Here is a 21724-nt window from a genome sequence, read left to right as displayed (position 1 = left end):
ATATTTATCTTTCTTCTAAAAATGCCGCAAAGTTAGTGATTTAATTCTAATTAGGCAATAAAGAAATTCGCAGAACCTGATTGGATTTTACAAAGCTAAGTAATCTCCTTTTCAAAAAAATATAACTATCTTTGACCGCATAATAAGGTAACTGCTATGAAATCGACAAATGAATACTTGACACTATTACGGCAATATATGGATTCCCATGCCGGTAAATATGGTATTGTCCGCATGGGGATTTTCGGCAGTGTTGCCCGTGGCGAGCAAACAGAAAATAGCGATGTGGATATTTGTTTTGAAGCCCCTGCTCCCAATCTTCTCACATTAGCCCGTATCAAATTTGAACTTGAAGCTTTGCTAGGATCCAAGGTCGATCTGGTAAGATTGCGTGATCGTATGGATGAGTATCTGAAACGAAATATCGAAAAGGAAGCTTTGTATGTTTGACAAAAACAGGATAGTATTAATTCATTCGTGTATAATTGATCTTTTCCAGACTAAATTAAGAGAAAGATCAGGAATAATATTTATCTTTGCATTGGATTTATAAACTATAAATAATTATTACGATGGCCAAACCGATTAAAGAGACTCCGATCTTATTTGGAGAAGATGCAAAGCGTTTTAATCAATCCATTAAGGATGTGAAACCTGCTTCTGACGATGAAAAAAGACGTATAAAGGAAGCTTACGAGAATATGAAGAAAATAGCAACCTTTATGATGTGAATATGAAATTAGCAAAGTTGGAAGAATTAGAAAAGATAAAACCGTTTGATTGCGGCGACGTTGATTTAAACGGTTTTCTTTTTGATGATGCGTCCTATTATAAAGAACAAATGATTGCCAATACATTTGTTTTGGAAGAAGAAAGCGAAACGATTGCCTATTTCAGCCTTCTTAACGACAAAATATCTCAAACAACTATTTCTAAGAACTTATGGCGTAAACTCAGAGGAGTATTTCCCCATAGAAAGCATCTAGGAAGCTATCCTGCTGTTAAGATAGGACGGTTTGCAGTGTCACAAAGTCATAAAAAAGAAGGTTGGGGCACAGAATTGATCTCGGCCATCAAACAAATGCTGATTAATAATCAATCTATTTCGGCAAATAGGTTTCTGACAGTAGACGCATATATAACTGCAGTTCCTTTTTATGAGAAAAACGGATTTAAGCGACTGGTTAATAATACAGAAGACGATACACTTCCAATGTATTACGATTTGAAAGAGTTGGTTTAATCCCTTTGACCCATATTTCCTTACACCTGTCCCGTCCACACCTATCAAAAGTTGGCGGGACATTTTATTCCTTATCGTACAAATCGAGTAATCATAGCATTCATAAGAACAGCACATAACTCATGATTTCTAAGTCAACGAGGCATTTTTTCGTTATAAACAGTTGTTTATTTAATCGTATCTACTATCTTTGCAGTATTACAGAAAGTGCAGAAGCTATAGCGTTAGGTTCTGTTCTGTAGAAATATTTAGAATAAGGCATTTTAAAATATTATCTCAGTCTACATAAATTATCCCGTTTTTAGACAGAATTGAGATAGTAGCAACAAAATGCCCATGTTATTTGTATATTTAATTATATATGATATAGCGTGGGCTGTTGCTTACTATCAGTCTGTCGGGGAGGGATACCCTATGTAGCTGAGATGTAGCAATAGCGCCACGTTTTTTATGCCTTTTTCAAGCTATACTTTTTACAGCCCATACACTAGATAATATATTAAACAATCATACAATTCAGTAAAAGGTATAGTGAAGAGGGGACTCTACAACTGTCCGGTTCGGGAGAATAGGATAGTATCTATTATATAGCAAATAATATGTATCAGATAAAACGATTTATTCTATGATTAACCTGTTGACTAAAATACGCGATTATGTAAAACTTCTCCTCCCAAACGATCAGAAGCCAACCCTTTTAGGGAATGTACTCCCCGATCCTAAAGCTGAAATCTGGGAAGAAGCCTGTATCGTATCCCCACCGGTAAACCTGCCGGAAGAGGAAGAACGACCTACACAAGAGGATAAAGATAAAGAATGTGACTTCATTATTGAAGCATTTAAAAGCTTGTCGCCCGAATATATATTGATCGTTTCGGAAATGAGAAACCTACTTAACTCCGATCTTAAGAAAATAGTATTCCATGCATTAGCCACAAAGTTAAGCGTCGAAGAGGTTGCGACACATTTAGGCTTTACTCCACAAGAAGTAAAAGATATATTCCAGGCAGCAATTATGGATATAAGTATCCAATCCGGATTTGTAAGAGAATACCTCAACAATAGGATTCAAAAGGACAGAGAAATCAATGAATTGAATTCAAAGTTACAATTATTGAGAAATCAGTTAGTAATGGAAGAGATCAGACATCCGGCCAAAAAGAAAACCGCTTCTAAAATACCTTATGACAGACAAAAGAAATTGTTATCAAAACCATTAACCCAATGCTTGGATCTGGAGACAAGAACCTTAACTATTTTCAAATCAGTGGATATATACACATTAGAAGATTTACTGAAATATATCTCGACCAAGGGTATCGCAACACTGACGCTGCAAAAAAACTTCGGAAGCATATCCTTAGATAGATTGGAAAAAGAATTAATACGAAAAGGGATCTTTGACTCTAATGGTCATTGCGAACTATATCAAGATATGATTAAGAGGTAATAGCTAATATTTTTTTTCTGAAACTGCAATACAGTTATAAGCCATCCGGCTTGTGAGAGTCGGATGGCTTTTTTTACAATAGTTGAATATGCATGAAGTTCTCTTGATTCAACAAAACAACTTCACCGTCGCCGCGCCGATCAGCAGCCATCCCAGCAGGTTGCCGGGGGTTAATGGGGGCGGTTGTTTTTCCGGTTCGCGGCTTCCGGACGGATGATCGACAGGATCGCCCCGATGGCCGCCAGGGCTACCTCCGTCTGCGACAAGAGGATCGACAACAGTGCTGTCAGCCCCAACCACGGGATCGCCTGGCTGGCAGTGCCTCCCTTTCAGCCCTTGCGGGAAAAGAGTGTGCACCAATGACAACAGGAATTTACAAACAATACGAAGAGCATTCATACGCTATTGATTTTTTTAGGGATAAAACAAAAGATATTCAACACACCGGTGTCTTGATCAATTTACCGATCGCCGACGAAAGGTTGTCGAGCAAGCGGCAGTAAACGGCCCGGTTATCGCCGTTCACCTCACTGATATATTTGCTGTACGCAATTTCACGGGCAAAAGCAGCGGGATAATAACTAGCCGCGGCAGCCACCGGATAAGCCGTAGCAATGAGCCGGGCATAATCGAAAAAGCTACTCTGCGTATCGGCATACTTACGGAACGGCAACCCACCCTCCGACAGTATTACCTGGTAACCGTGCCAGAATTCGTTGGACGGCCCATATCCGGTGATACCGAACAAATTGCGATGCTGTTTCGCCAGGTCACTCTCCCCCCAACCCGACTCGATAGCCGCCTGTGCAAGCATGATTACCGGATTGATACGGAACCGTTTCTCCGCCGCTTCGGCTTCAGGAAGAAAACGTTTTACAAATTCATATTTTGTCATAAGATAGTATGATTTTATATAGCACAAATATCACCAAACACTTGACTTTCATCCGATATTTCACTATATTTGGGTATAGTAAACATCAAAAAGACATCGTATGAAAACAGAAGAACAAACCGTCGGATCCGACTACGGAATAGAACGTTCATGGGGATACCAGGAACTAGCCATTCTCTATTTTCCTCATATCAAACCGGAGAGTGCCACCCGTCAACTCGGCCGCTGGATCAGCGTCAGCCGGGAACTGATGTCCCAGCTGACTGCCAACGGATGGAAACCCGGCCGTAAGTTACTGACCCCGAAACAAGCCGCCTGTATCTTCCGCCATCTGGGCCCTCCCGGATGCTGACAGGCGGCCTCCGCCGCTACTCGATTACCGGACGGTCGTCTTCGCCACCACCACCGGACGAACCACTGTCCTCCTTATCGAGCATCATACGCTCGACCTTCAGCTTCTTGGCCAGCTCCAGCAACGCTTTCCCCGGACGGAACGTGATCCTCGGCCGCCTTACCATATCGGGAGTAAACTCCTTCTTGGTACTCGACCCCTTACTTCCCAATACCGCCTGGAAATATCCCAGGTCACCCAGTTGGATGGTCTGCCCATCCTGCAATTTCTGTTTCACCACAAACAAAAGACCATCCAGCACCAGCTTCACATCCCCTGCGGTTGCCGCCGAACGGTCGGCGATAATGTCACAAAGCATTGTCAAATCGCACATCCCGTTCGAACTGCTCGCCGCATAAAACAACTTCGCATCAGCCGCAGCGTCTTTGCTCATATCACGCCTTAATACCAATCGATACTTTACCGACATAATCTTATCAATTAAAAAGTTACTGACTCCGTTTCTTACTCTCTCTTGTAATATTACACTGTAAAGGTACGGCAACCCGGAAAGCCTCTGTCCGCCATTGTCGGCGGTTGTACTTCCCTGTCAGTATTTGTCGGTATTTGCCGGGTAAATAAGGCTATTTACATAACAGCCAGCGTTCGTCGAGCACCGGCGTACGCGACAAGGAAGCCGTTAAACCGGCCTGTACGGAGAGGTGGCGGGAAAGGCGTTCCAACAGTTCCGTATGCGATCCGTGCGTTTCCTTCAGCAGCCCCGTCAGCCGGGATGTTTCAGCCAGGATACGTTCTTCGTAATATTCCAGGCGGAAATACTCGACCAGGTCGTGGCAAACGGCCTCCTCCGTTTCGCTCAGCAAAGAGGGCGGAACGCCTGCCGGCAAGGGTAAATCCGGTAAGACGGCGGAGAGTATACCGGTCAACAGCCGCTCTGTAGACGGTATCATAGAAGACGACAAACCCATAGCCGTAAAATGCAGCAGATTGCGGTAGACCTCCGACGTGAACGGCAGGTCATCCTCCGCAAGCATACGTTCCACATGCCGGGCCGTCTCAGGATGTTTCAGGCAGAAAGCCAACAGGCGCTTCTCGCCGATCCCCACCCGCTCTGTCAATAATTGCATATACCGGTAAAAGCCGGCACATCCCAGCCTGCGGAACAACTCGTCGGGGTCTTTCGCCGTAGGCAACCGCAGGCTGCCCAATCGCAATCCTCCGGGCGGTTCTTCCAGCAGACGAACCGTTGCCGCCTGTCCTGCCGGGTCGTTATCGAGCAAAAGTACCGCCCGGCTACAGAAACCACGCAACAGCACCGCCTGCCCCGGTGTAAAAGCCGTCCCTCCCAAGGCTACCGTATTGGTAAAACCGGCGGCATGCATGGCCAGCACATCCTTATACCCTTCGGTCAGGTAAGCAAAACCTTCCAGCCGGATCGCCGCTGCCGCCCGGTGGATACCGTACAACATCCGGCTCTTGTCGAACAACCCGTTATTCGCCGAATTCAGATACTTGGGAGTGTCGGCGAGCTCCCCGGCCTCCACACTGCTATCCACCCGCCGCGCACCAAACCCGGTAAGTATTCCGTCGGCATCGTACACCGGGAAGATGATCCGTCCGCGCATCGCCCTGAACGGCTCCGGAACGAAGGCCGGGGCAAGTCCCACCCCGAAGTCGAGCCAGGTGGGAGACAGTTCGCAGTGTCCGGATGCAACGGGAAGCAACAAGCGCAGGAAATCGTTATTTTCTTTGATGATAACAGACCGTTTCCGATCATCAACCGGAGTAACCTTTCCCTTCTCGGAAGGGGAAAGGGGGTGTGTCGGCGGCTTACCGACAGCCTCCTGCGGTACCAGAATCTTCACCGCCTCCGCAAACAGACAATGCTCGAACCCCATCACCAGCCCGATCACATCGCCCCCCGCCCCGCAGGCATGGCATTTGAAATACTGGCCGCCTACATGAATGCCCAGCGAAGGATGATGGTCGTCGTGGAACGGACAAAGCATCTTATAATTCACCCCGGAACGATGTAACGTCCCATAACGCGCAGCCACCTTCTCTATCGGGTTGGCCGCTTTCAATCGTTTTATATCCATGATTTTACTTTTTGTACGGATAGATCTGTGTCAGGCTGTCGTTGTAGCGGAAACGAACCTCGCCCGTACCGCCGTTACGGTTTTTGATGATGAAAAGACGGCCTACGCGATGGTAGGACTCGTGGGTCACGTTGTCGTAAAGTTCGTTGTACTGTTCCGGGCGGTACACCATCGCGATACTGTCGGCAATCTGTTCGATCTCGCCGGAGTTGCGCAGGTCGCTCATCACCGGGATATGGTCGGTACGCGTCTCGCAGTTGCGGTTCAACTGGGCCAACGTCAGGCAAGAGACATCCAGCTCCATAGCCAGCGTCTTGAGTTTTCCGGCCGCCTCGCCCAGCGCCAGATCCATCGTGTCCTTCACTTCGGCACGGTCGGAACTGACATTGATCAGGTTCAGGTAATCGATAATGACCAGATCCAGTTTATGCTTGCGGTTCAGGATCATGCAACGTGCCCGTATCTCCGTCAGCCCGCTACCGCTGCAATAATTGAGGAAGAGCGGCAAGCGGTGAAGCTCGTCGGCCGCCTTGTCCAGCCGTCGGCGGTCGCCCTCATCCAGCAGCTTGAAACGCAGCTTGTCGGGCTCCACACCGCTCAGGGTACAGAGCAGGCGGCTGATCAGCTGGCGTTCGGTCATCTCCAGGCTGAACAGGCAGACCTTCTTCCCCTGCCGGGCGGCCGAGAGCGCCATGTGAAGCGCCAGCGCCGTCTTTCCCATCGAAGGACGGCCGGCCAGCACAAGCAATTCCCCTTTATAGAGACCGCCCAGGTAATGGTCGAACTCGTCCAGCCCCGTGCTGATCTGCAACTGTTCGCCTGCCCGCCGGCGTTCCTGTTCGTGATAAATCTCCGCCAGCACCCGTTCGCCCACTTCGGCCACCGTACGGGTCGTGCTATGCACGGCAAATTCTTCTTCCAGCTTCTCCAGATCCTTGTGCGAGGCATTGAGCAGGGCCGTCACGTCCACCCCCGGTTCGTGCGCTTCGGCAATACGGGCGGTCATCCGCATGATCGCCTGGCGCAACACCCAGCAGCGGATCACCCAGGCGGCATAGGTCTTGATGAATGCGGCATTACGCACCTTCAACAGTCCGTCGGCAATGAAAGCCAGGCCGTTCAGCTTCGCGGTATAGTCCGGATCGAGCCGGCGCATTTCGCGTTCCACGCTCAGCATGTCGATATCCGCCTCATGCTGGTAAAGTGCCAGCATCGCCCGGTAGACCAGGCAGTAATCGGGATTGGTAAACATTTCCGGACGCAGGCGGTCGCCCACCTCGCAGATGGCGGCACTCTGTGCCAGGATAGCTAATACAACAGCCTGCTCCATCTCTTCGGAAGAAGGCATACGGCCCGCGTTGTTCGCGTAATTCCCGGCAGCCACACTGACAGTCGCCGGCGGGACTGTGTTTTTCGTTTGTTCGTTTTTCATGACACTTACTCTTTAAATCGTTTATAATTCGGCCGTTCTACAGAGCGTCCCCCGAAGGCGGCATCTCCGGGGCGGGGAACTTCTTCCTTCGGAACCGCCGTTGCATCCGTCCCCATCTCCACCCGGAGGGATCGTACGAATGTGAACCGTCCTTCATGGCGTATTTCAAAATCCCCTTCTTCCTCCAGGCGTTTGAGCACTCGGCCGATGGTTGTCCGGGGGATGCCTGTTTTCTGCTCCAACTGCCTGACGGTGGTTATCCACTCCCCTTTGCGACAGGTCATCCGCCGCCTGTTCACCACCACCACCCCGTCGGCAAAATAGAGATGCCTCAGCAAACAGAGATAAACACCGGCCTTGCTCCGCCGCACCGGGTCGTCGGAGTAAAGGTCATCCAGTAAAAAATGAGGGACACGCAAAAAGCCGTTGCGCCTGCTCCCTCTCCCGTTCTTTTGTAGTTCCTGACATTTCATTTTACCCGTATTTAAGTTGAACAATAGGCTACGTATAGGTGGGACAATCGGCGGAATAATCGCGGGACGATCTCAGCTATGAATAAGAGATTTATTTCCAATCATTTAAACCATGCAAAAAGAGAACTGCGGGACAATCATGGGACGATCGGCGGGACGCCTTATATAATATAATAAGAATATGTAAATAAGATTACCTTCCGAGGTTTTCTCTTTTTCCGTTTTAAATAAAGATCACAGAGGCAAAGGTAATGAACCGGGGAAGGCGAAAGAGTATGATTTTATCGCAGGGAAGGGCCGTAAAACAAGAGGTATCCGGAAGAAAGGCAGCCGGAATTCATATTCTTATTTATTATAGAAACTGAGGTAAAGGCGTGTTACCAATCTTTGTAATGCTTCAACTTTTCGTGAAGTCTATTCGTCAGGCGCGTATCTGCACGCAACTTTCTCTGTAGCGTAGACAGCGCAAACCCTACATCGAAAACGGCCTGAAGATTTCTTGCCAGATGATCTGAATGACAATCCATTACCCCTAACGAGAGCGAGGCATGCATCAGGTCGATAAAAAACTCGCGGTGGTTTACTTTTATCAATTGATGATCTAAAATCAGGTCGGAACATCCGCAAGGCCCGGCTAATTGTTTTCCGTAGGTTTCAAAGAAAAGATGAGTAAAACGTATCTTCTTCGGATCGTCGCCGCCATCGGCCGACTCTTGCAGGAACCGGGCGCAATCCTGCAAAAACGTCATACTTTCTTCCATATTTTTAACTTGCTGTTTAAATCGAGCGAAGGAGCGATAGTATCCCCCGCAAAGGTGCGTTATTATATTTTCCATTCGACTGTTTATGTATAGCCGCTTTCTTCCGGAACCATCAAACAGGTAAAGGTAAATGACAATCATACAGTCTGTTAAATTTTTTGTTGACAATTTCGTGACAAATACGACAAAAACGTTTTTGTCGCATGACATGATAGTGGTAAATGTGGTAACACAGTAGTGCTAAAGGAAACAGGACTATAGTGTTATCTTAAACGACACTATAGTCCTACTTAAAAAAAGTACGGCAAACTACTTTTCAACGAGACATTTTCTTCATCCACGATAATTGTTTCCACGGATAAGGACCGTCGTTGTTTTGAGGTAGTCCCGGGGTGCTTCTTCCCTCTTCCACGTAGCGGATGAGCTGGTCGTGCAGGCGGCGGGCTATTTCGGGATTGGCACCGTAGACGTTACAAGTCTCTCCGGGGTCTTTCTCCAGATCGTAGAGCTGGCATTCGAGGGTACCTTCCTGCGGTTTGCGCGGCTCGCTCCAACCTCCGGAATAAGAAGAAAGGAGAAGCTTCCATTGGCCCTGGCGAATGGCGAAAGAGCCGTCAATGGAATGGTGGACGATCGCTTCGCGGACAGCCAGGCCCGTTTCGGGGGCGGTCAACAGAGGAAGGATATTGTAACTGTCTTCGGCCTCATCGTCAGCCAGTGGGTAGCCAGTGAGGGTGGCAAAGGTCGCCATGAAGTCCGTCAGGCAAATCGTCTGATCCACTCGTCGAGGTTCAGACTGTGCCGGCCAGCGGACAATACAAGGAACATGATGTCCGCCTTCGAAAAGATCGGATTTCATTCCACGGAAAATGTAGCTGGGGTCGTGGCCTTTCCGACCCAGCAGTTCGAAATCGGCACACGGCGAGCAACCGTTGTCGGATGTGAAGACGACAACGGTATTATCAGCAATTTTATTCCTTTCCAATACATCCAGAATACTACCTACCACGGCATCCGACTGCATAACGAAGTCGGCATACGCATTCAGTTTCGACCGGTCGGCAAACTCATCGGTCGGCACGATCGGCGTATGGGGCGATGTGAGCGGAAAATAGAGGAAGAAAGGCTTGTCGCCGACCGCCGACCGGTCAATATACTCCATCGCCTTCTTTTCTATCGTGGGTAATACATCTTTCATCTCCCAACCTTGCAATCCCCGCCCCGCACGGCTGTCCATATTCTGGTTGACCGGATAATACGTATCGGGCACCCCGTCCGTATGCCGATTTTCTATAAAACAATACGGAGGATAGTTGGGAGCATCGACCCCGAAGAAATAATCAAAACCGACATCGCAAGGCCCTCCGGTAATCTCTTTCGTGAAATCAAGATTATATTCATCCGGCTTGTCTACCGGCATCTTTCCGTCTTTTGTGGGGAAATTAAAACCAAGATGCCATTTCCCGATGCAAGCGGTGCTGTATCCCTGGTTACGGAGCATACTGGCCATTGTGGTGCGACCGGAAGGGATCAGGGGAGTATCATACCAGTGCAATACACCATTCTTCAAGATAGAACGCCAGTTGTAACGCCCCGTCAGCACGCCATAACGTGTCGGTGTACTGACGGCCGAACTCGAATGGGCATCACCGAAGACAACTCCTTCAGCGGCCATCCTGTCAAGGTGTGGAGTCTTGATCTTGCCGTTTTCATTCAGGTAAGAGAGGTCTCCATAACCCAAATCATCGGCCAAGATAAAGATGATGTTCGGGTGTTTCTTATCCCGGGCAACCATGTTCAGGGACATACCGGCTACAAAGCATGAGAATAGAATCGTTTGTGCTTTCATTTTATGTTCTTTTAGTTCACTTTCTTCAGAGGGATTTGTACATTAAACGAGCTTCCGTCGTATTTCTTGTTCAAGTCGTCAACGGAACAGGCGGAATATAACACCTGCGGATCGTCGTTTTCATCCAGAAGTAGCTGCGGACGTTCGAGGCGATCGACCTTCACCGTATCGCCCGAGGCTAGTAGCAGCTCTTTTTTCATAAACAGAGAGTTTCCAGGTAGCTTCCAGTCGATACCATCCTCCGAATACATGATGGCCAGGCAGGGACCAGACTGCGTGAAATGTCCGGTGAAGTCTTTGAATACGGCATAGAAAAGACGGTCTTTCCGGTTATACCACACATAAGGATCTTCAGCTGAAAGTTTTTGTCCGTCGGTCGAAGGCAGGTCGAACACGACGGTATCCAACGGAATGAAAGGCCCTGTCGGCGAGTCGCCGAGCGCAACTCCGTGCACTCCGCGCCAATGCGGATCGTACATATTTCCTTTGAAGTAAAGAAGGTATTTCCTGTCTGACGGACGATAGACCACCGAGGGGTTTACCACGATGATGTTGTCCGGCTTCGGCCGGGTTCCTTCGGGAGACGGGTCGACTATATCGTTGGGTTTAACCCTTGTCCGGGGGGAGAGCAGCGGGGTTTTGCTTTTCACGAACTCGCCTTTCAGTAATTTGTCGAACGAATCGAACTCGAGGACACCGATACAGAGCATCTGCTGGATACGGCTTCGCTGGTCTAATGTGTCGGCCTTCGATTTTACAGGCAGGTCGCCGGCGTCTTTACCTCCTACATAATAGAGGTAGTATTTATTGCCGAAGCGGCGAAGATGCGGATTCATAACGGTCTGTGCATCCCAGGAAGAGGTGTCGGGCGTAAAACCGTCCGCATTCAAGAAGAAGTCCAGTTGCCTGAAACCACCGTCAGGGCGGTCGGATACAGCCAGTCCCATCTTGGAGCCATACACCCAGGCATTGTTGAACGGATGCTCTCCGGCTTCGGGAGCCGAATAAACCATATAATATTTCCCGTCTTCTTCTGATTTCAGGACGGAAGCCCCCCACATGAAATGTCCGTCAACACTAAATGCGGAAGGACCTTCGCCGACCAGGCTTTCTCCCTTTTGAACAATCCCGATGTCGACCGGCGATGCCTCATAACTGCAATGGGGTACATTTGCTTCCCGGCAACCGACAAGCAAGGTGATAATACTAATACCTATTAATTGTTTATACATTGTTATATATCTTTTACTTATCATTTAGATGCTTCTTTCGGATAATTCGGGCTGTAAAGCAATGTTTTATCCCGTTTGACGAGTTGCCCGTTTTTAACAAAGCTGTCTCCTCTTTCCTGGAGGTGCTGCACCATCTCCTTCCGCATTTCCGATAATTGTTTCCGGTAGCGATCTGTTTTTGCCAGATCTTTCTTCTCGCCCGGATCGGTTGTCAGGTCGAACAATTGTTCTTCGCCAGAGTGCATGAACCAGATGTATTTGATCTTACCGTCGGTCAATGCGCACCAGTAGTTATCGGGCGAATAACAGGTTGCATGCTCCAAGTCGATGTATTTCCGCCATTCATCTTGTTTTCCGGTAACCAGTTTAAGCAGAGATTTTCCGTCCATGTCGGCAGGGACTTCTCCGCCGGCTATCTCCAGGAAGGTGGGAAGGAAGTCACGCAACTCTACCGGTTGTTCTACTTTGGTTCCCGTCTTTATTTGTTTAGAAAGGGAAGAGGGCCATTTCACGACATAAGGCACTTTGGTCGATCCTTCATAGGCATAGGTTTTACGCCAATGATAGTGGTCGCCCAGCATATCACCGTGGTCGGCAGTAAAGCAGATTAATGTATTGTCGTACATTCCTCTTTCTTTCAATACCTTGATAATCTCTCCGATCTGGTCGTCGATAAAAGTGACATTAGCATAATAGTGCCTGCGGGAATTGATGGCATATTCATCGCCCAAGTTGGCAAATGCCGCATCTTTCTTCACCTGGTCAGGTTCTTTGTGTTCAGCATATTTACCGCACCAGTCGCCTACCGAAGGAGCAGGTATATCGGCATTCTTATACATGTCGAGATAACGCTGCGGCGGATCATACGGACTGTGAGGACGGGCAAACGATACTTTCAGGAAGAGGGGTTGATCGTTGTCATAATTACGGATCAGTTCACAAGCTGTCTGTCCTGTCCAGGCCGTGGGATGCAGTCTTTCATCTAATTGGTACACACCGGCGACATGGTCGTTCCAACCGATACCAGTCAGGTCGGGATTTTTACCCGGTGCGTTTAGTTGGAACCATTCGCGGTAATCGCTTATGAAATCAGGACTTTCACTGCGTCCGCTCTCATCGACTAATGTTGCATGGAAGCCGTGCAATGTTTTCTGTGGAAACCAGTGCATCTTTCCGATACCGAACGTATAATATCCCAGTTCGCGCAACATCTTCGGCATCTCGTACTTATATTCGGTTGCCACCTGGCCGTATCCCAGCATCCCGTGGTTCCAGGGAGACAGGCCGGTCAGTAGGCCGGCACGTGCCGGAGTACTGCTCGGGGTTGAAGAATAACCGCTGACAAAGAGTGTTCCCTCGTGTGCCAAGCGGTCGATATTCGGAGAGATCACCGCTTCGTTACCCATGCAATGCAACGCGTCTCCGCGATGCTGGTCGCTCATGATAAAAACGATATGAGGCTGGCGGGTTGCTTTTGCGGGACTGATAACCGTTTCTTTCCATCCCGTTTTCTCCGCTTTACCTTCAGATGACTGAGCCAATGAATACCCGTTAAAGCCGACTCCTGCCACTAACGAGCTTTTGATAAAATCACGACGTTTCATACTATTTATTGTTTTTCAGGATATAAAAAACACCTTTTAAAGAATAAGTAAAGATAACCAATGTTCTTATCTTATAAACTTATTCTTAAAAAGGTGCATTCTATTATTTACCAGCCCGGATTCTGTTGCAGTTCCGGATTCAGTGTAATTTCATTTGTCGGGATACAATTCAGATAGTCCCTTTTTTCATCGAACTGATATCCGTTCGGTATCGATTTTTGAAAAGGATCCATAAAGCCTTCGCTATCTATCGGTGTAACGATCGGTTCCGACCATTCGTCTGCTTTGAAAGGGTATCCCTTAGGTCGTTTACCCTTAAATAATTTATGGGCGGCCCAACGGCGATAATCGTCAGAACGGAAACCTTCACAAGCCAATTCTACACGTCTTTCTCTGCGGATTTCGTACAATTCATCAGAAACCGGATAACCATAATCAATCTTTTCCACAGCCGACAGGTTTTGCGGAGTACTGAAATCGGGCATGCCAGCACGTTGTCGGAGGAGGTTAATCGATTTTGAATAATCGACATTACCGTCCAGTTCATATTTTGCTTCTGCATAATTCAACAAAACTTCCGCATACCTGAAGATGATAGCACCGGTTTGCGATGCGCCTCCGAAACCGGCACCTGAACCATCCGACAGGGGATCGACCCCTTTCCGTAACTGGAATCCGGTAGTATTCATAAATTCACCGGAGTTATCTAGGTAAGGTTTCTGAAATATGTTCTTACCATATTGGTTATTATCCCACATAACATCTCCCGGAATCCAGATCGTTTGTTGGAGACGACTATCGCATTCCGTGGCAATCAATGAGAGGTAATCGCTACCTTTAGTCTGGCCGGCAGCCTGCTTGTAATCATAAACTCCACCGTTTTTAGCCAGATATGAAGATACAAGATCCAAAGTCACATGTGCGTTGTTGGTCCCAACAGTCAGATATGACAAACAGTTGTGGGCCATGTTGAGTCCTTTATCATAATCTTTCCATAGCAACACCTCCTTGATCGGTTTATAATCTTCACGGCCCATCAAATAAGCATAATCTTCATCTGGCTTACCGGTAGAATAAATACCGACAGAATATTTACCAGGAGACATCAGTTCTTCAGCTGCTTCTACTGCCGCTCTGAAATACTTATCGGGATCTGCATTGGCTGTAGCAAAGACCGTACCTTTATGATATTTTTGCCATGTTCCTTCAAATAGGGCAACCCTCGATTTAAACAACAAGGCCGCTTCTTTACTCAAACGGTTGCTTCCTCCGGGAGCTTCGGACAATGGAGACAAGTATTCAATCGACTTATCCAGACAATATAATATAGAATCAACAACTATTGTCCGAGAGACACGCGGCGCATATAATTCAGGAGAATCCATTTCCAGGGTTTTCGAAAACCAAGGAACGTCTCCATAGGCTTTTACTTTCTCAAAATACAAATAGGCTTTGAAGAAATAAGCTTCACCCAAAAAATGACCGTATTCGTTGATATCATCCTTACAGTTGGAATAATTATCGAAGAAAAAGTTTACCGATCGTATTTTATCCCATTCCCAATGTCCGTTACCTTTTGAGGTCACTACCGATCTTGAATTATTCAAAACATCGTTCGGATTGGTGGTAATCATATTATCGGAACCTTTGTTGGCATCCCAGCCGAAAGTGCCGAGATAACCACCTTCGGCACCGCCTCCTGTGAAGGAAGGAAATACCGTATAGAACTGTAATGTATAATTTGCCAGATCTTTTGATGTGCTCCAATAAGAATCATTTCCGATCTTGTCCAGCGGAGCTTTATCCAACAAGCCATCGCAGGAAGAAAACAACAGGGGGAGGCTGGCAATACTTGCTAATATAATCTTTTTCATTTCTATCCTTTTTAAAATTGTAAATCTATACCAAATGCAAACACAGATTGGGCAAAATGAGACTTGGAATCTCCTCTGGCTTTACTGTCAGTCAGTTTTTTAGCTGTCTCCGGATCCATTCCTTTCGGGAATCTTCCGGTTATGGTGAACAAATTCTCTCCGGTAAAGAAGAAACGTACTTTCTCCATTTTGATCTTCTCCGTTATATTTTTAGGCAGGGAATAACCGAACTGCAAGTTCTTCAAACGAAGATAGGCTCCATTCTGAAGATAACGGGATTGAGCCTGGTAGTTTTTATCTTTTTCATTAGACAAATAAGGACGGGGAAAATAAGCATTCGTATTTACACCCAAACCTACATATTTTTCTGATTCCACCTCCCGATAATAATCCAGATGTTCGGGGAAGATAGAACATTGTGCCCAGGAGTCGAACCCCCAGAACATATTGCCGGTAAGCCACAGATCGCGCTTGGCAACTCCCTGGAAAAATATCGACAAATCAAAATTTTTATAATCGGCACCCAAAGTCAGACCGAACTGATATCGGGGAGTCATATTTCCTATTACTTTCAGGTCACCGTGATCATCGAGTGTATTTTTGCCTTTGTCGATCACACCGTCATTGTTTCTGTCTACATATTTTACATCACCGGTTCTCCAGGTCGGATAGAAGAAATGCTGTGATTTACTATCCATGATTTGTTGGGCTTCTTCATCCGTTTGGATCAGTCCGGCGGTTTCAAATCCCCAGATTTCACCAACTTTCATTCCTTCGTAATTAGTAGTCAATATCTTTGTCGGGTTGTTATATTTCGTGATTTCACTTTGATAATCGAACAACATTGCACTGACAGAATACCCCAGTCCGCATTCCAAACGGTCCCTCCAAGAGATATTAATTTCCCAGCCATTGGTTTTCATAGTCGAGTTATTTTCGTTAGGTAGATCAGCTCCGATAACACCCGGTAATGCCCTAGCCGGCCCCAAGCGGTTTTTTGTCAGTCGTTGATACCAGTCTGCATTAATTATCAAACGATTGTTCAATGCTCCCAGGTCGAAACCGATATCGAATGTCTGTGAAGTTTCCCAGGTCAGAGACCGGTTGATGAGGGGAGGTACTTCGGTATAAACCGGACGCTGTCCGTCAATCATCCATTGCAGTTGGGTTTTGATACCTAATAAAGGTAAATCCTGATAGGCATCTACATTCTGATTACCTAATTGTCCCCAGGAGGTACGGATCTTAAGTGTATTTACCTTGTCTGACCATTTTTCCCAAAAGTCTTCACGGGCAACATTCCAACCTGCTGAGAAGGAAGGGAAAAAGCCCCACCTGTTGCCTTCAGCAAACTTGGAAGTCCCGTCATATCGTCCGTTCGCTTCAAACAAATACTTTTCTTTATAATTATATCCGACTCGGAAGAATGCACCAGCTGTAGCCCAATGTTCCATTTCATCCTCCAACTGTATATCGCCAGTCGAAGTAGAAATCGAAGGCACTCCCGGAGCAATCAAGTCATTCTTTCGTCCCCAAAGAGCTTCATTCCGTTGTGTTTCATACTGCACACCACCCATCACCGTAAAGTTATGCTTCTCAGCCAAAGAGAAATCATAGGATGTATACATATTCGTACTTTGATACAAATTATTTCTCTGACGCTTGGCTACATAAGACGGCACTGTCGTTGCAAGAGGTATCATCGTTCCGTCTACCATATCTTCATAAGCCGTAAAGTTTTCCGATGTAAACTTCTGGGCATTCAGGCGAATAGAATAATCCGCATTGATCGTCCACCCTTTAAGCGGAGTAAAAACCATTGCAAAACGTTGCGTCAAGACATTATCTATCGTTTTATCTGTTCCTGCATCTTGTGTCCAGGGTATTTTAGATTGTCCCGGATGTACGCCATTCGGAGTCCATTTGGCTTGTGTTGGGTAAGTACGGGCAACCTGATGGAATAGCAGTTCATAATCTCCCTGGTTGTCGTAGTTCGGTTTTTCACGGTTAGCCACTTCAAAACGGGTATTAGTAGTGAACTTCCACCACGATGTCAAATCAACATCTAATTTTGAATTTATATTAAAGCGTCTGTACGTATCTGTTCCGTAATTCAGGATACCATCATCATAAACATGGCCTACTGAAACAAAATAAGCAGTCGTTTTGCCTCCCCCTCTGATACTTACATTTTCCTGATTCCTCAACCCCGAACCATAATATTCATCGAACCAGTCATAGTTGGCATTCGAGCCTTTTACATTTTCCCATACGCTTGGATTCGTTGCACTCGGAACTGTTTCCGGTAAACTAGGATCATTCTGGTAAGCAATGATGCGGTCGATCGTTTCATTTGTAAAGACCAATCCGCCACCATTTGTACCCGCCTCATTCATCGCACGGGCAAAGGTATACGAATCGACCATAGTAGGCATACGGTGCGGCTTGGCTATAGAAACATTCGCCGATACGCTTACCTGGGGTTTGGTTTCTTTTCCTCCAGATTTCGTTGTGATCAGGACTACCCCATAAGGAGCACGTGCTCCGTAAATAGCTGCAGCGGCAGCATCTTTCAAAACAGATACAGATTCAATATCATTCGGATTCAGCCGGTTCATATCTCCTTCTACTCCATCGATCAATACGTATGCACTTCCCTGTCCTCTGATCTGAAAATCAAGATCGGCACCAGGCTCGAAGCCATAGTCTCCGGCTGTAAAATTTACGCCCGACACTTGTCCCTGCAATGCTTGGCTAACATTAGTTACCGCCCTGTTCTGAAGTTTATCTCCTTCTATCGCTTCAACGGCTCCTGTCAGATTTACTTTTTTCTGTGTACCATATCCAACAACCACAACTTCATCCAACGCCTGTGAATCTTCCTTCAATGCAATAGTCAAATCCGAACGGTTGCCTACAGCAACGTCCTGCCCGATATAACCAATATAAGATACTTGTATTACAGCGTTATCGGATACTGTCAAACTGAACTTACCATCAATGTCCGTTATTACTCCGTTGGTCGTACCTTTCTCTATAACGTTTGCACCGATAACCGGCAACCCGTTTTGATCGTAAACAACGCCTGCTACTCTTTTTTCTTTACTACTCTGTTGAACACCTTGTTTCTCTGTCGATAAGATAATCTTTCTGTCTATAACCGAATAAGATACATCTGTACCGGCAAACACGGTTTCCAATACTTTAAATATATCGCTTTTCTTGGCCACGACAGATACTTTACGATCCAGATCGACATGTTTGATATTAAAGAAGAAAGAGAAGTCGGATTGTTCCTCTATTTCATCCAACACTTCCTTTACCGTTTGGTTCCGCATCTCCAGATTCACAGTGGCTTTCTGGGCATAGCTGCCTGATGCTTGTGCCAAACCGATGGAACATAATAGTAAGAAGACTGATAACTTCATAACTCTCGGTATTTTATTTAAGATAAACCGCAGAAACTCTGCTACCCAATACTGTTGGGTATTAAAATGTTTTTGCATAACTTTGTACTGATCTAATTAATAAAGTGATTTACTACTGCTTGTCTCCAAACAAGCGTTTTAAATTAAGTCTTTCCATCCGGTGAAATACTCCAATATTTCTCCGGATGTTTTTCTTTAAGGTGCTCTGCTTTCCATGATTTTTCCAAATTAGATTAATAGATTTCAATTCTCGTTCTCTCGTTTGTCGTATCCCCGGTATCCAGGTAACGCCATTTTATATTCGATGATATTTTGAAGATTTCCAATATACGTTCCAAGCGCTGGTTGGTAAAAGATCCGTTGAATGCTTCCCCCCGGAGGCGGTTATTAGATAAGACGAAAGTGACGTTAAACCGCTTCTCCAACATCCGCAATGCTTCCGGTAGCGGGGTTGCCTGGAAGATGATTTTTCCGTCTTTCCAGGCCGTTTCAGTCTCGCCGCTCGTTTGGATCAGTTTTACCTGCGAAGAAGTTGTGTCATACATCAGCTTCTGTCCGGGTTTCATATCCACCGTGGCAGGCTGTCGGTTCTTCTGGTAGGCAAAGCGTACTTTTCCTTCTACCAGGGTTGTGGAGACAAACGAGTCCCGCTCGAACGCCTCTACATTGAATGATGTTCCCAATACTTCAATCTGTGTATGATGGGGGCCTGAAACGATAAAACGATGTTCGGGGTCTTTCTGTACTTCGAAGAAGGCTTCCCCTGTCAACTTCACATCCCTTTTGTCTTTACTGAAAAAGGAAGGATAGGTCAAAGAGGATTCCGAATTCAGATAGACTTTGGTGCCATCCGGAAGATCGACGGTTGTTGTCATTCCCGGATTTGTTTTCACTTCTATCATCTGTGCGACCTCAGTTGGAGAGGGAGTAAAGTTCTGAATAGCGAAAGCGATAAGAAGAGGGATAAAAAGAATAGCAGCCGCCCGCTGTACCCAGGTAAACCAGGTTATATGCGAAGGAACCTTACTCATTTTACGGCTTACGGAAGCTAATGCTTTCTCCATATCCACCCTCGACTCCATCTGCACCGTCCCCATGACCTGGTCGATGGTATACATTTGCTTGACAATCCGGTAATTTTCATCCGACTGCCCGATCCATTCCTCCACCATCCGGCATTCCTCTATCGTTGTCTCACCGGAACAATACCGGGGAAGGATCTCTTCTATCTTATCTCTATTGAATATTTCCATCTTCGTTTTTATGCCTGTTTATATATTAGACAAGGGAAGTCGGACAGATTACTAAACGGAATAGCACTTTTTTTTATATTTTTTTTCTTCGGTAAAAAAACTATCTTTGCCGTCAAGGAGAAAATGGTATGAAAAACACCTCACAAGCGATAGATGACTCACACCTGTTATCAGCCATGCAGCATGGAGATAAGAAAGCTTATGGTACCTTGTTCAGGAGATACTATCCGATGTTATGCACGTATGCGAACAGGTTTGTAAGTCTAGAGGACGCGGAAGAGATCGTGCAAGATGTCATGTTGTGGTTGTGGGAAAACAAGGAGACACAGATGTTCAATACCTCTTTCAGCCAATACTTGTACAAGACGGTCTATCACCGATGTATTAACCAACTCACCCGCCAGCAATCGCAACTGCGGGCAGAGACACGTTTCTATGAATATATGCTGGAAATGCTGCAGGATACCGATTTCCAGCAAACAGAGGAATTGAAAAAACACATCAGCCAGGCAATACATGCCTTACCGCCCAGTTACCGGGAAGCTTTTGTGATGCACCGCTTCGAGAATAAAAGCTACAAAGAGATTGCCGAGATCCTGCAGGTTTCCACCCAAACCGTAAATTACCGGATCCAGCAATCCTTAAAACTGTTACGGGTCAGCTTGAAAGATTATTTACCATTGATCTTATTCTTATTTCCCAAGAACCTGCTTTCATAAAAGCTTACCGAATAGCCAGTAACAGCGCCACCACTTCCGAATAAATCTTCCGGCCGGAAGGAATATTATTGCCTTTCAGGAACCAGTTGTAGGCTGTATCCTGGATCTCACCGACCAGCGGGCTGTATAAGGCCTGCCAATAAGCGACTTTTTGATTATACATTTCCTTTACTTCCGGGGAGATCGTTTCTGTCCATTGCTTAAATTCTTCTTCCGGCAATAGTTGATAGGCATTGCCTAAGACATAAGACAGCAGGCCGAAATAACCGGAGAAACGTATTTCCGGTACCGTTGAATGCGAGCAGACCAGAAAACCGTACAGGTTAGCTTCCGCCTCATTGGATATTCCCAACACATGAGCCATTTCATGGGCATAGGTAAAAGGATACTGGACAGCCAATAAGTCGCGGTTCAGGTTAAACTCATTCAGGAAGGGCCCCATATAACCCAACACGCCGACACTGCTCATCATCGGAGAGATCAACATCGGTTTGGCACGCAGGTGGCCGGACGGCTTGTTCATCCCGAAACGTCCGGCTATCTCCTCATACCCCAGTCTGGTTTCTTCGGCTACCAGTTTAGGATCAATCTTCTCAAAGGAAATATAAGTGCTGTTCAATGAGTCTGTATATGCCGTAAGAAACGATCGGAAAGCCTCTTCCGAATAGTCTGCATAAGGGACTTGCGCACGGGTATAAAAGTCGGCTCTGAAATAGTTCATCCCCCAGGCAAGATAGAACCAGGCATATACCCAAAGCAGGTATTCAGCCATCCGCCCGAGCGTCCTCAGCCACGGACGGCGCTTCACGATCGCATAAATCAGATAGACGATCAAGCCGACAATACTTCCATAAATAAAGCAATCGCCAACCGAAAAGGGGAAAAGAGAAGAAAAGCGGGACAAGACAGCCGATATCACCGGATAAACCGTACGGGCATACCACTCTCCTATGGCAGGAAAAGACATTACTATCCGGATGAATACCAGTAAAACAGCCAGGATAACCCAGCGTAAACGTATCTTTTTAATCAGTTCTGTTACCATTATCATGTAAACAAA

The 21724-nt window shown here is 46.4% G+C and carries 20 protein-coding genes; 6 read left to right on the top strand and 14 right to left on the bottom strand.

The features are described from left to right. Positions 1-156 precede the first annotated feature (156 nt). The 4 genes from HMPREF1536_RS15660 to HMPREF1536_RS15650 all read left to right on the top strand — a co-directional run bounded on the left by HMPREF1536_RS15660 (position 157) and on the right by HMPREF1536_RS15650 (position 2693). On the top strand, positions 157-450 hold the full coding sequence (locus tag HMPREF1536_RS15660; protein ID WP_028726185.1) for a nucleotidyltransferase family protein: 294 nt from the start codon (positions 157-159) through the stop codon (positions 448-450). Between the two features lie 122 nt (positions 451-572). Further along, positions 573-731 (top strand): hypothetical protein, encoded by a 159-nt coding sequence (locus tag HMPREF1536_RS27910; protein ID WP_167331489.1) that lies wholly within the window; start codon positions 573-575, stop codon positions 729-731. Between the two features lie 2 nt (positions 732-733). Beyond that, complete coding sequence (locus HMPREF1536_RS15655; protein ID WP_028726184.1) at positions 734-1243, top strand: GNAT family N-acetyltransferase; 510 nt, start codon at positions 734-736, stop codon at positions 1241-1243. 625 nt (positions 1244-1868) lie between these two features. Further along, positions 1869-2693 (top strand): hypothetical protein, encoded by an 825-nt coding sequence (locus HMPREF1536_RS15650; RefSeq protein ID WP_028726183.1) that lies wholly within the window; start codon positions 1869-1871, stop codon positions 2691-2693. A gap of 108 nt (positions 2694-2801) precedes the next feature. Here the strand turns inward: HMPREF1536_RS15650 and HMPREF1536_RS15645 are convergent, their stop codons facing one another. Together HMPREF1536_RS15645 and HMPREF1536_RS15640 are read right to left on the bottom strand one after the other, a co-directional pair. Then, positions 2802-2993, bottom strand: coding sequence for a hypothetical protein (locus HMPREF1536_RS15645; protein ID WP_225607918.1), 192 nt, complete (start codon positions 2991-2993; stop codon positions 2802-2804). Between the two features lie 136 nt (positions 2994-3129). Continuing rightward, the gene (locus HMPREF1536_RS15640) at positions 3130-3588 is read right to left on the bottom strand and encodes a glucosaminidase domain-containing protein (protein ID WP_028726181.1); all 459 of its coding nucleotides are present in this window, start codon (positions 3586-3588) and stop codon (positions 3130-3132) included. 100 nt (positions 3589-3688) lie between these two features. Here HMPREF1536_RS15640 and HMPREF1536_RS15635 point away from each other — a divergent pair, with 100 nt between their 5' ends. Beyond that, a complete protein-coding gene (locus HMPREF1536_RS15635) occupies positions 3689-3940 on the top strand; it encodes a DUF4248 domain-containing protein (protein ID WP_044191296.1) in 252 nt (83 codons plus the stop codon). 16 nt (positions 3941-3956) lie between these two features. On the opposite strand, the gene HMPREF1536_RS15630 is transcribed toward HMPREF1536_RS15635, so the two are convergent. From HMPREF1536_RS15630 to HMPREF1536_RS15580, 11 genes are all read right to left on the bottom strand, one after another. Further along, a complete protein-coding gene (locus tag HMPREF1536_RS15630) occupies positions 3957-4409 on the bottom strand; it encodes an HU family DNA-binding protein (protein WP_028726179.1) in 453 nt (150 codons plus the stop codon). Positions 4410-4563: 154 nt separating this feature from the next. After that, positions 4564-6039, bottom strand: coding sequence for a CHC2 zinc finger domain-containing protein (locus HMPREF1536_RS15625; protein WP_044191294.1), 1476 nt, complete (start codon positions 6037-6039; stop codon positions 4564-4566). Between the two features lie 4 nt (positions 6040-6043). After that, the gene (locus HMPREF1536_RS15620; RefSeq protein WP_028726178.1) at positions 6044-7471 is read right to left on the bottom strand and encodes a replicative DNA helicase; all 1428 of its coding nucleotides are present in this window, start codon (positions 7469-7471) and stop codon (positions 6044-6046) included. A 5-nt stretch (positions 7472-7476) separates the two neighbouring features. Then, on the bottom strand, positions 7477-7944 hold the full coding sequence (locus tag HMPREF1536_RS15615) for a hypothetical protein (protein ID WP_147337514.1): 468 nt from the start codon (positions 7942-7944) through the stop codon (positions 7477-7479). 377 nt (positions 7945-8321) lie between these two features. Beyond that, positions 8322-8705, bottom strand: coding sequence for a hypothetical protein (locus HMPREF1536_RS15610; RefSeq protein WP_225607919.1), 384 nt, complete (start codon positions 8703-8705; stop codon positions 8322-8324). Between the two features lie 316 nt (positions 8706-9021). After that, the gene (locus HMPREF1536_RS15605) at positions 9022-10554 is read right to left on the bottom strand and encodes a sulfatase family protein (RefSeq protein ID WP_028726176.1); all 1533 of its coding nucleotides are present in this window, start codon (positions 10552-10554) and stop codon (positions 9022-9024) included. Between the two features lie 11 nt (positions 10555-10565). Next, positions 10566-11786 (bottom strand): glycoside hydrolase family protein, encoded by a 1221-nt coding sequence (locus HMPREF1536_RS15600; RefSeq protein WP_087881017.1) that lies wholly within the window; start codon positions 11784-11786, stop codon positions 10566-10568. Between the two features lie 20 nt (positions 11787-11806). Beyond that, on the bottom strand, positions 11807-13390 hold the full coding sequence (locus HMPREF1536_RS15595; protein WP_028726174.1) for an arylsulfatase: 1584 nt from the start codon (positions 13388-13390) through the stop codon (positions 11807-11809). A 107-nt stretch (positions 13391-13497) separates the two neighbouring features. Beyond that, a complete protein-coding gene (locus HMPREF1536_RS15590) occupies positions 13498-15264 on the bottom strand; it encodes a RagB/SusD family nutrient uptake outer membrane protein (RefSeq protein ID WP_052349760.1) in 1767 nt (588 codons plus the stop codon). Between the two features lie 11 nt (positions 15265-15275). Further along, entirely contained in the window at positions 15276-18692 is a 3417-nt protein-coding gene (locus HMPREF1536_RS15585; protein ID WP_044191291.1) for a TonB-dependent receptor, read from the bottom strand. A 233-nt stretch (positions 18693-18925) separates the two neighbouring features. Further along, positions 18926-19945 carry a FecR family protein gene (locus HMPREF1536_RS15580; RefSeq protein ID WP_028726171.1) on the bottom strand — a complete coding sequence of 340 codons (1020 nt, stop codon included), beginning with the start codon at positions 19943-19945 and terminating at the stop codon, positions 18926-18928. 128 nt (positions 19946-20073) lie between these two features. Between HMPREF1536_RS15580 and HMPREF1536_RS15575 the strand changes: the two genes are divergently transcribed. Continuing rightward, the gene (locus HMPREF1536_RS15575; RefSeq protein ID WP_028726170.1) at positions 20074-20664 is read left to right on the top strand and encodes an RNA polymerase sigma-70 factor; all 591 of its coding nucleotides are present in this window, start codon (positions 20074-20076) and stop codon (positions 20662-20664) included. 4 nt (positions 20665-20668) lie between these two features. Here HMPREF1536_RS15575 and HMPREF1536_RS15570 read toward each other — a convergent pair whose 3' ends face one another. Then, a complete protein-coding gene (locus HMPREF1536_RS15570; RefSeq protein ID WP_044191289.1) occupies positions 20669-21715 on the bottom strand; it encodes a DUF3810 domain-containing protein in 1047 nt (348 codons plus the stop codon). Between the last annotated feature and the right edge of the window lie 9 nt (positions 21716-21724).

The organism is Parabacteroides gordonii MS-1 = DSM 23371 (assembly GCF_000969825.1).
Lineage (GTDB): Bacteria > Bacteroidota > Bacteroidia > Bacteroidales > Tannerellaceae > Parabacteroides > Parabacteroides gordonii.
Note: the sequence above shows the minus strand (reverse complement) of the source record. Positions and strands in the feature narration are given on the sequence as shown.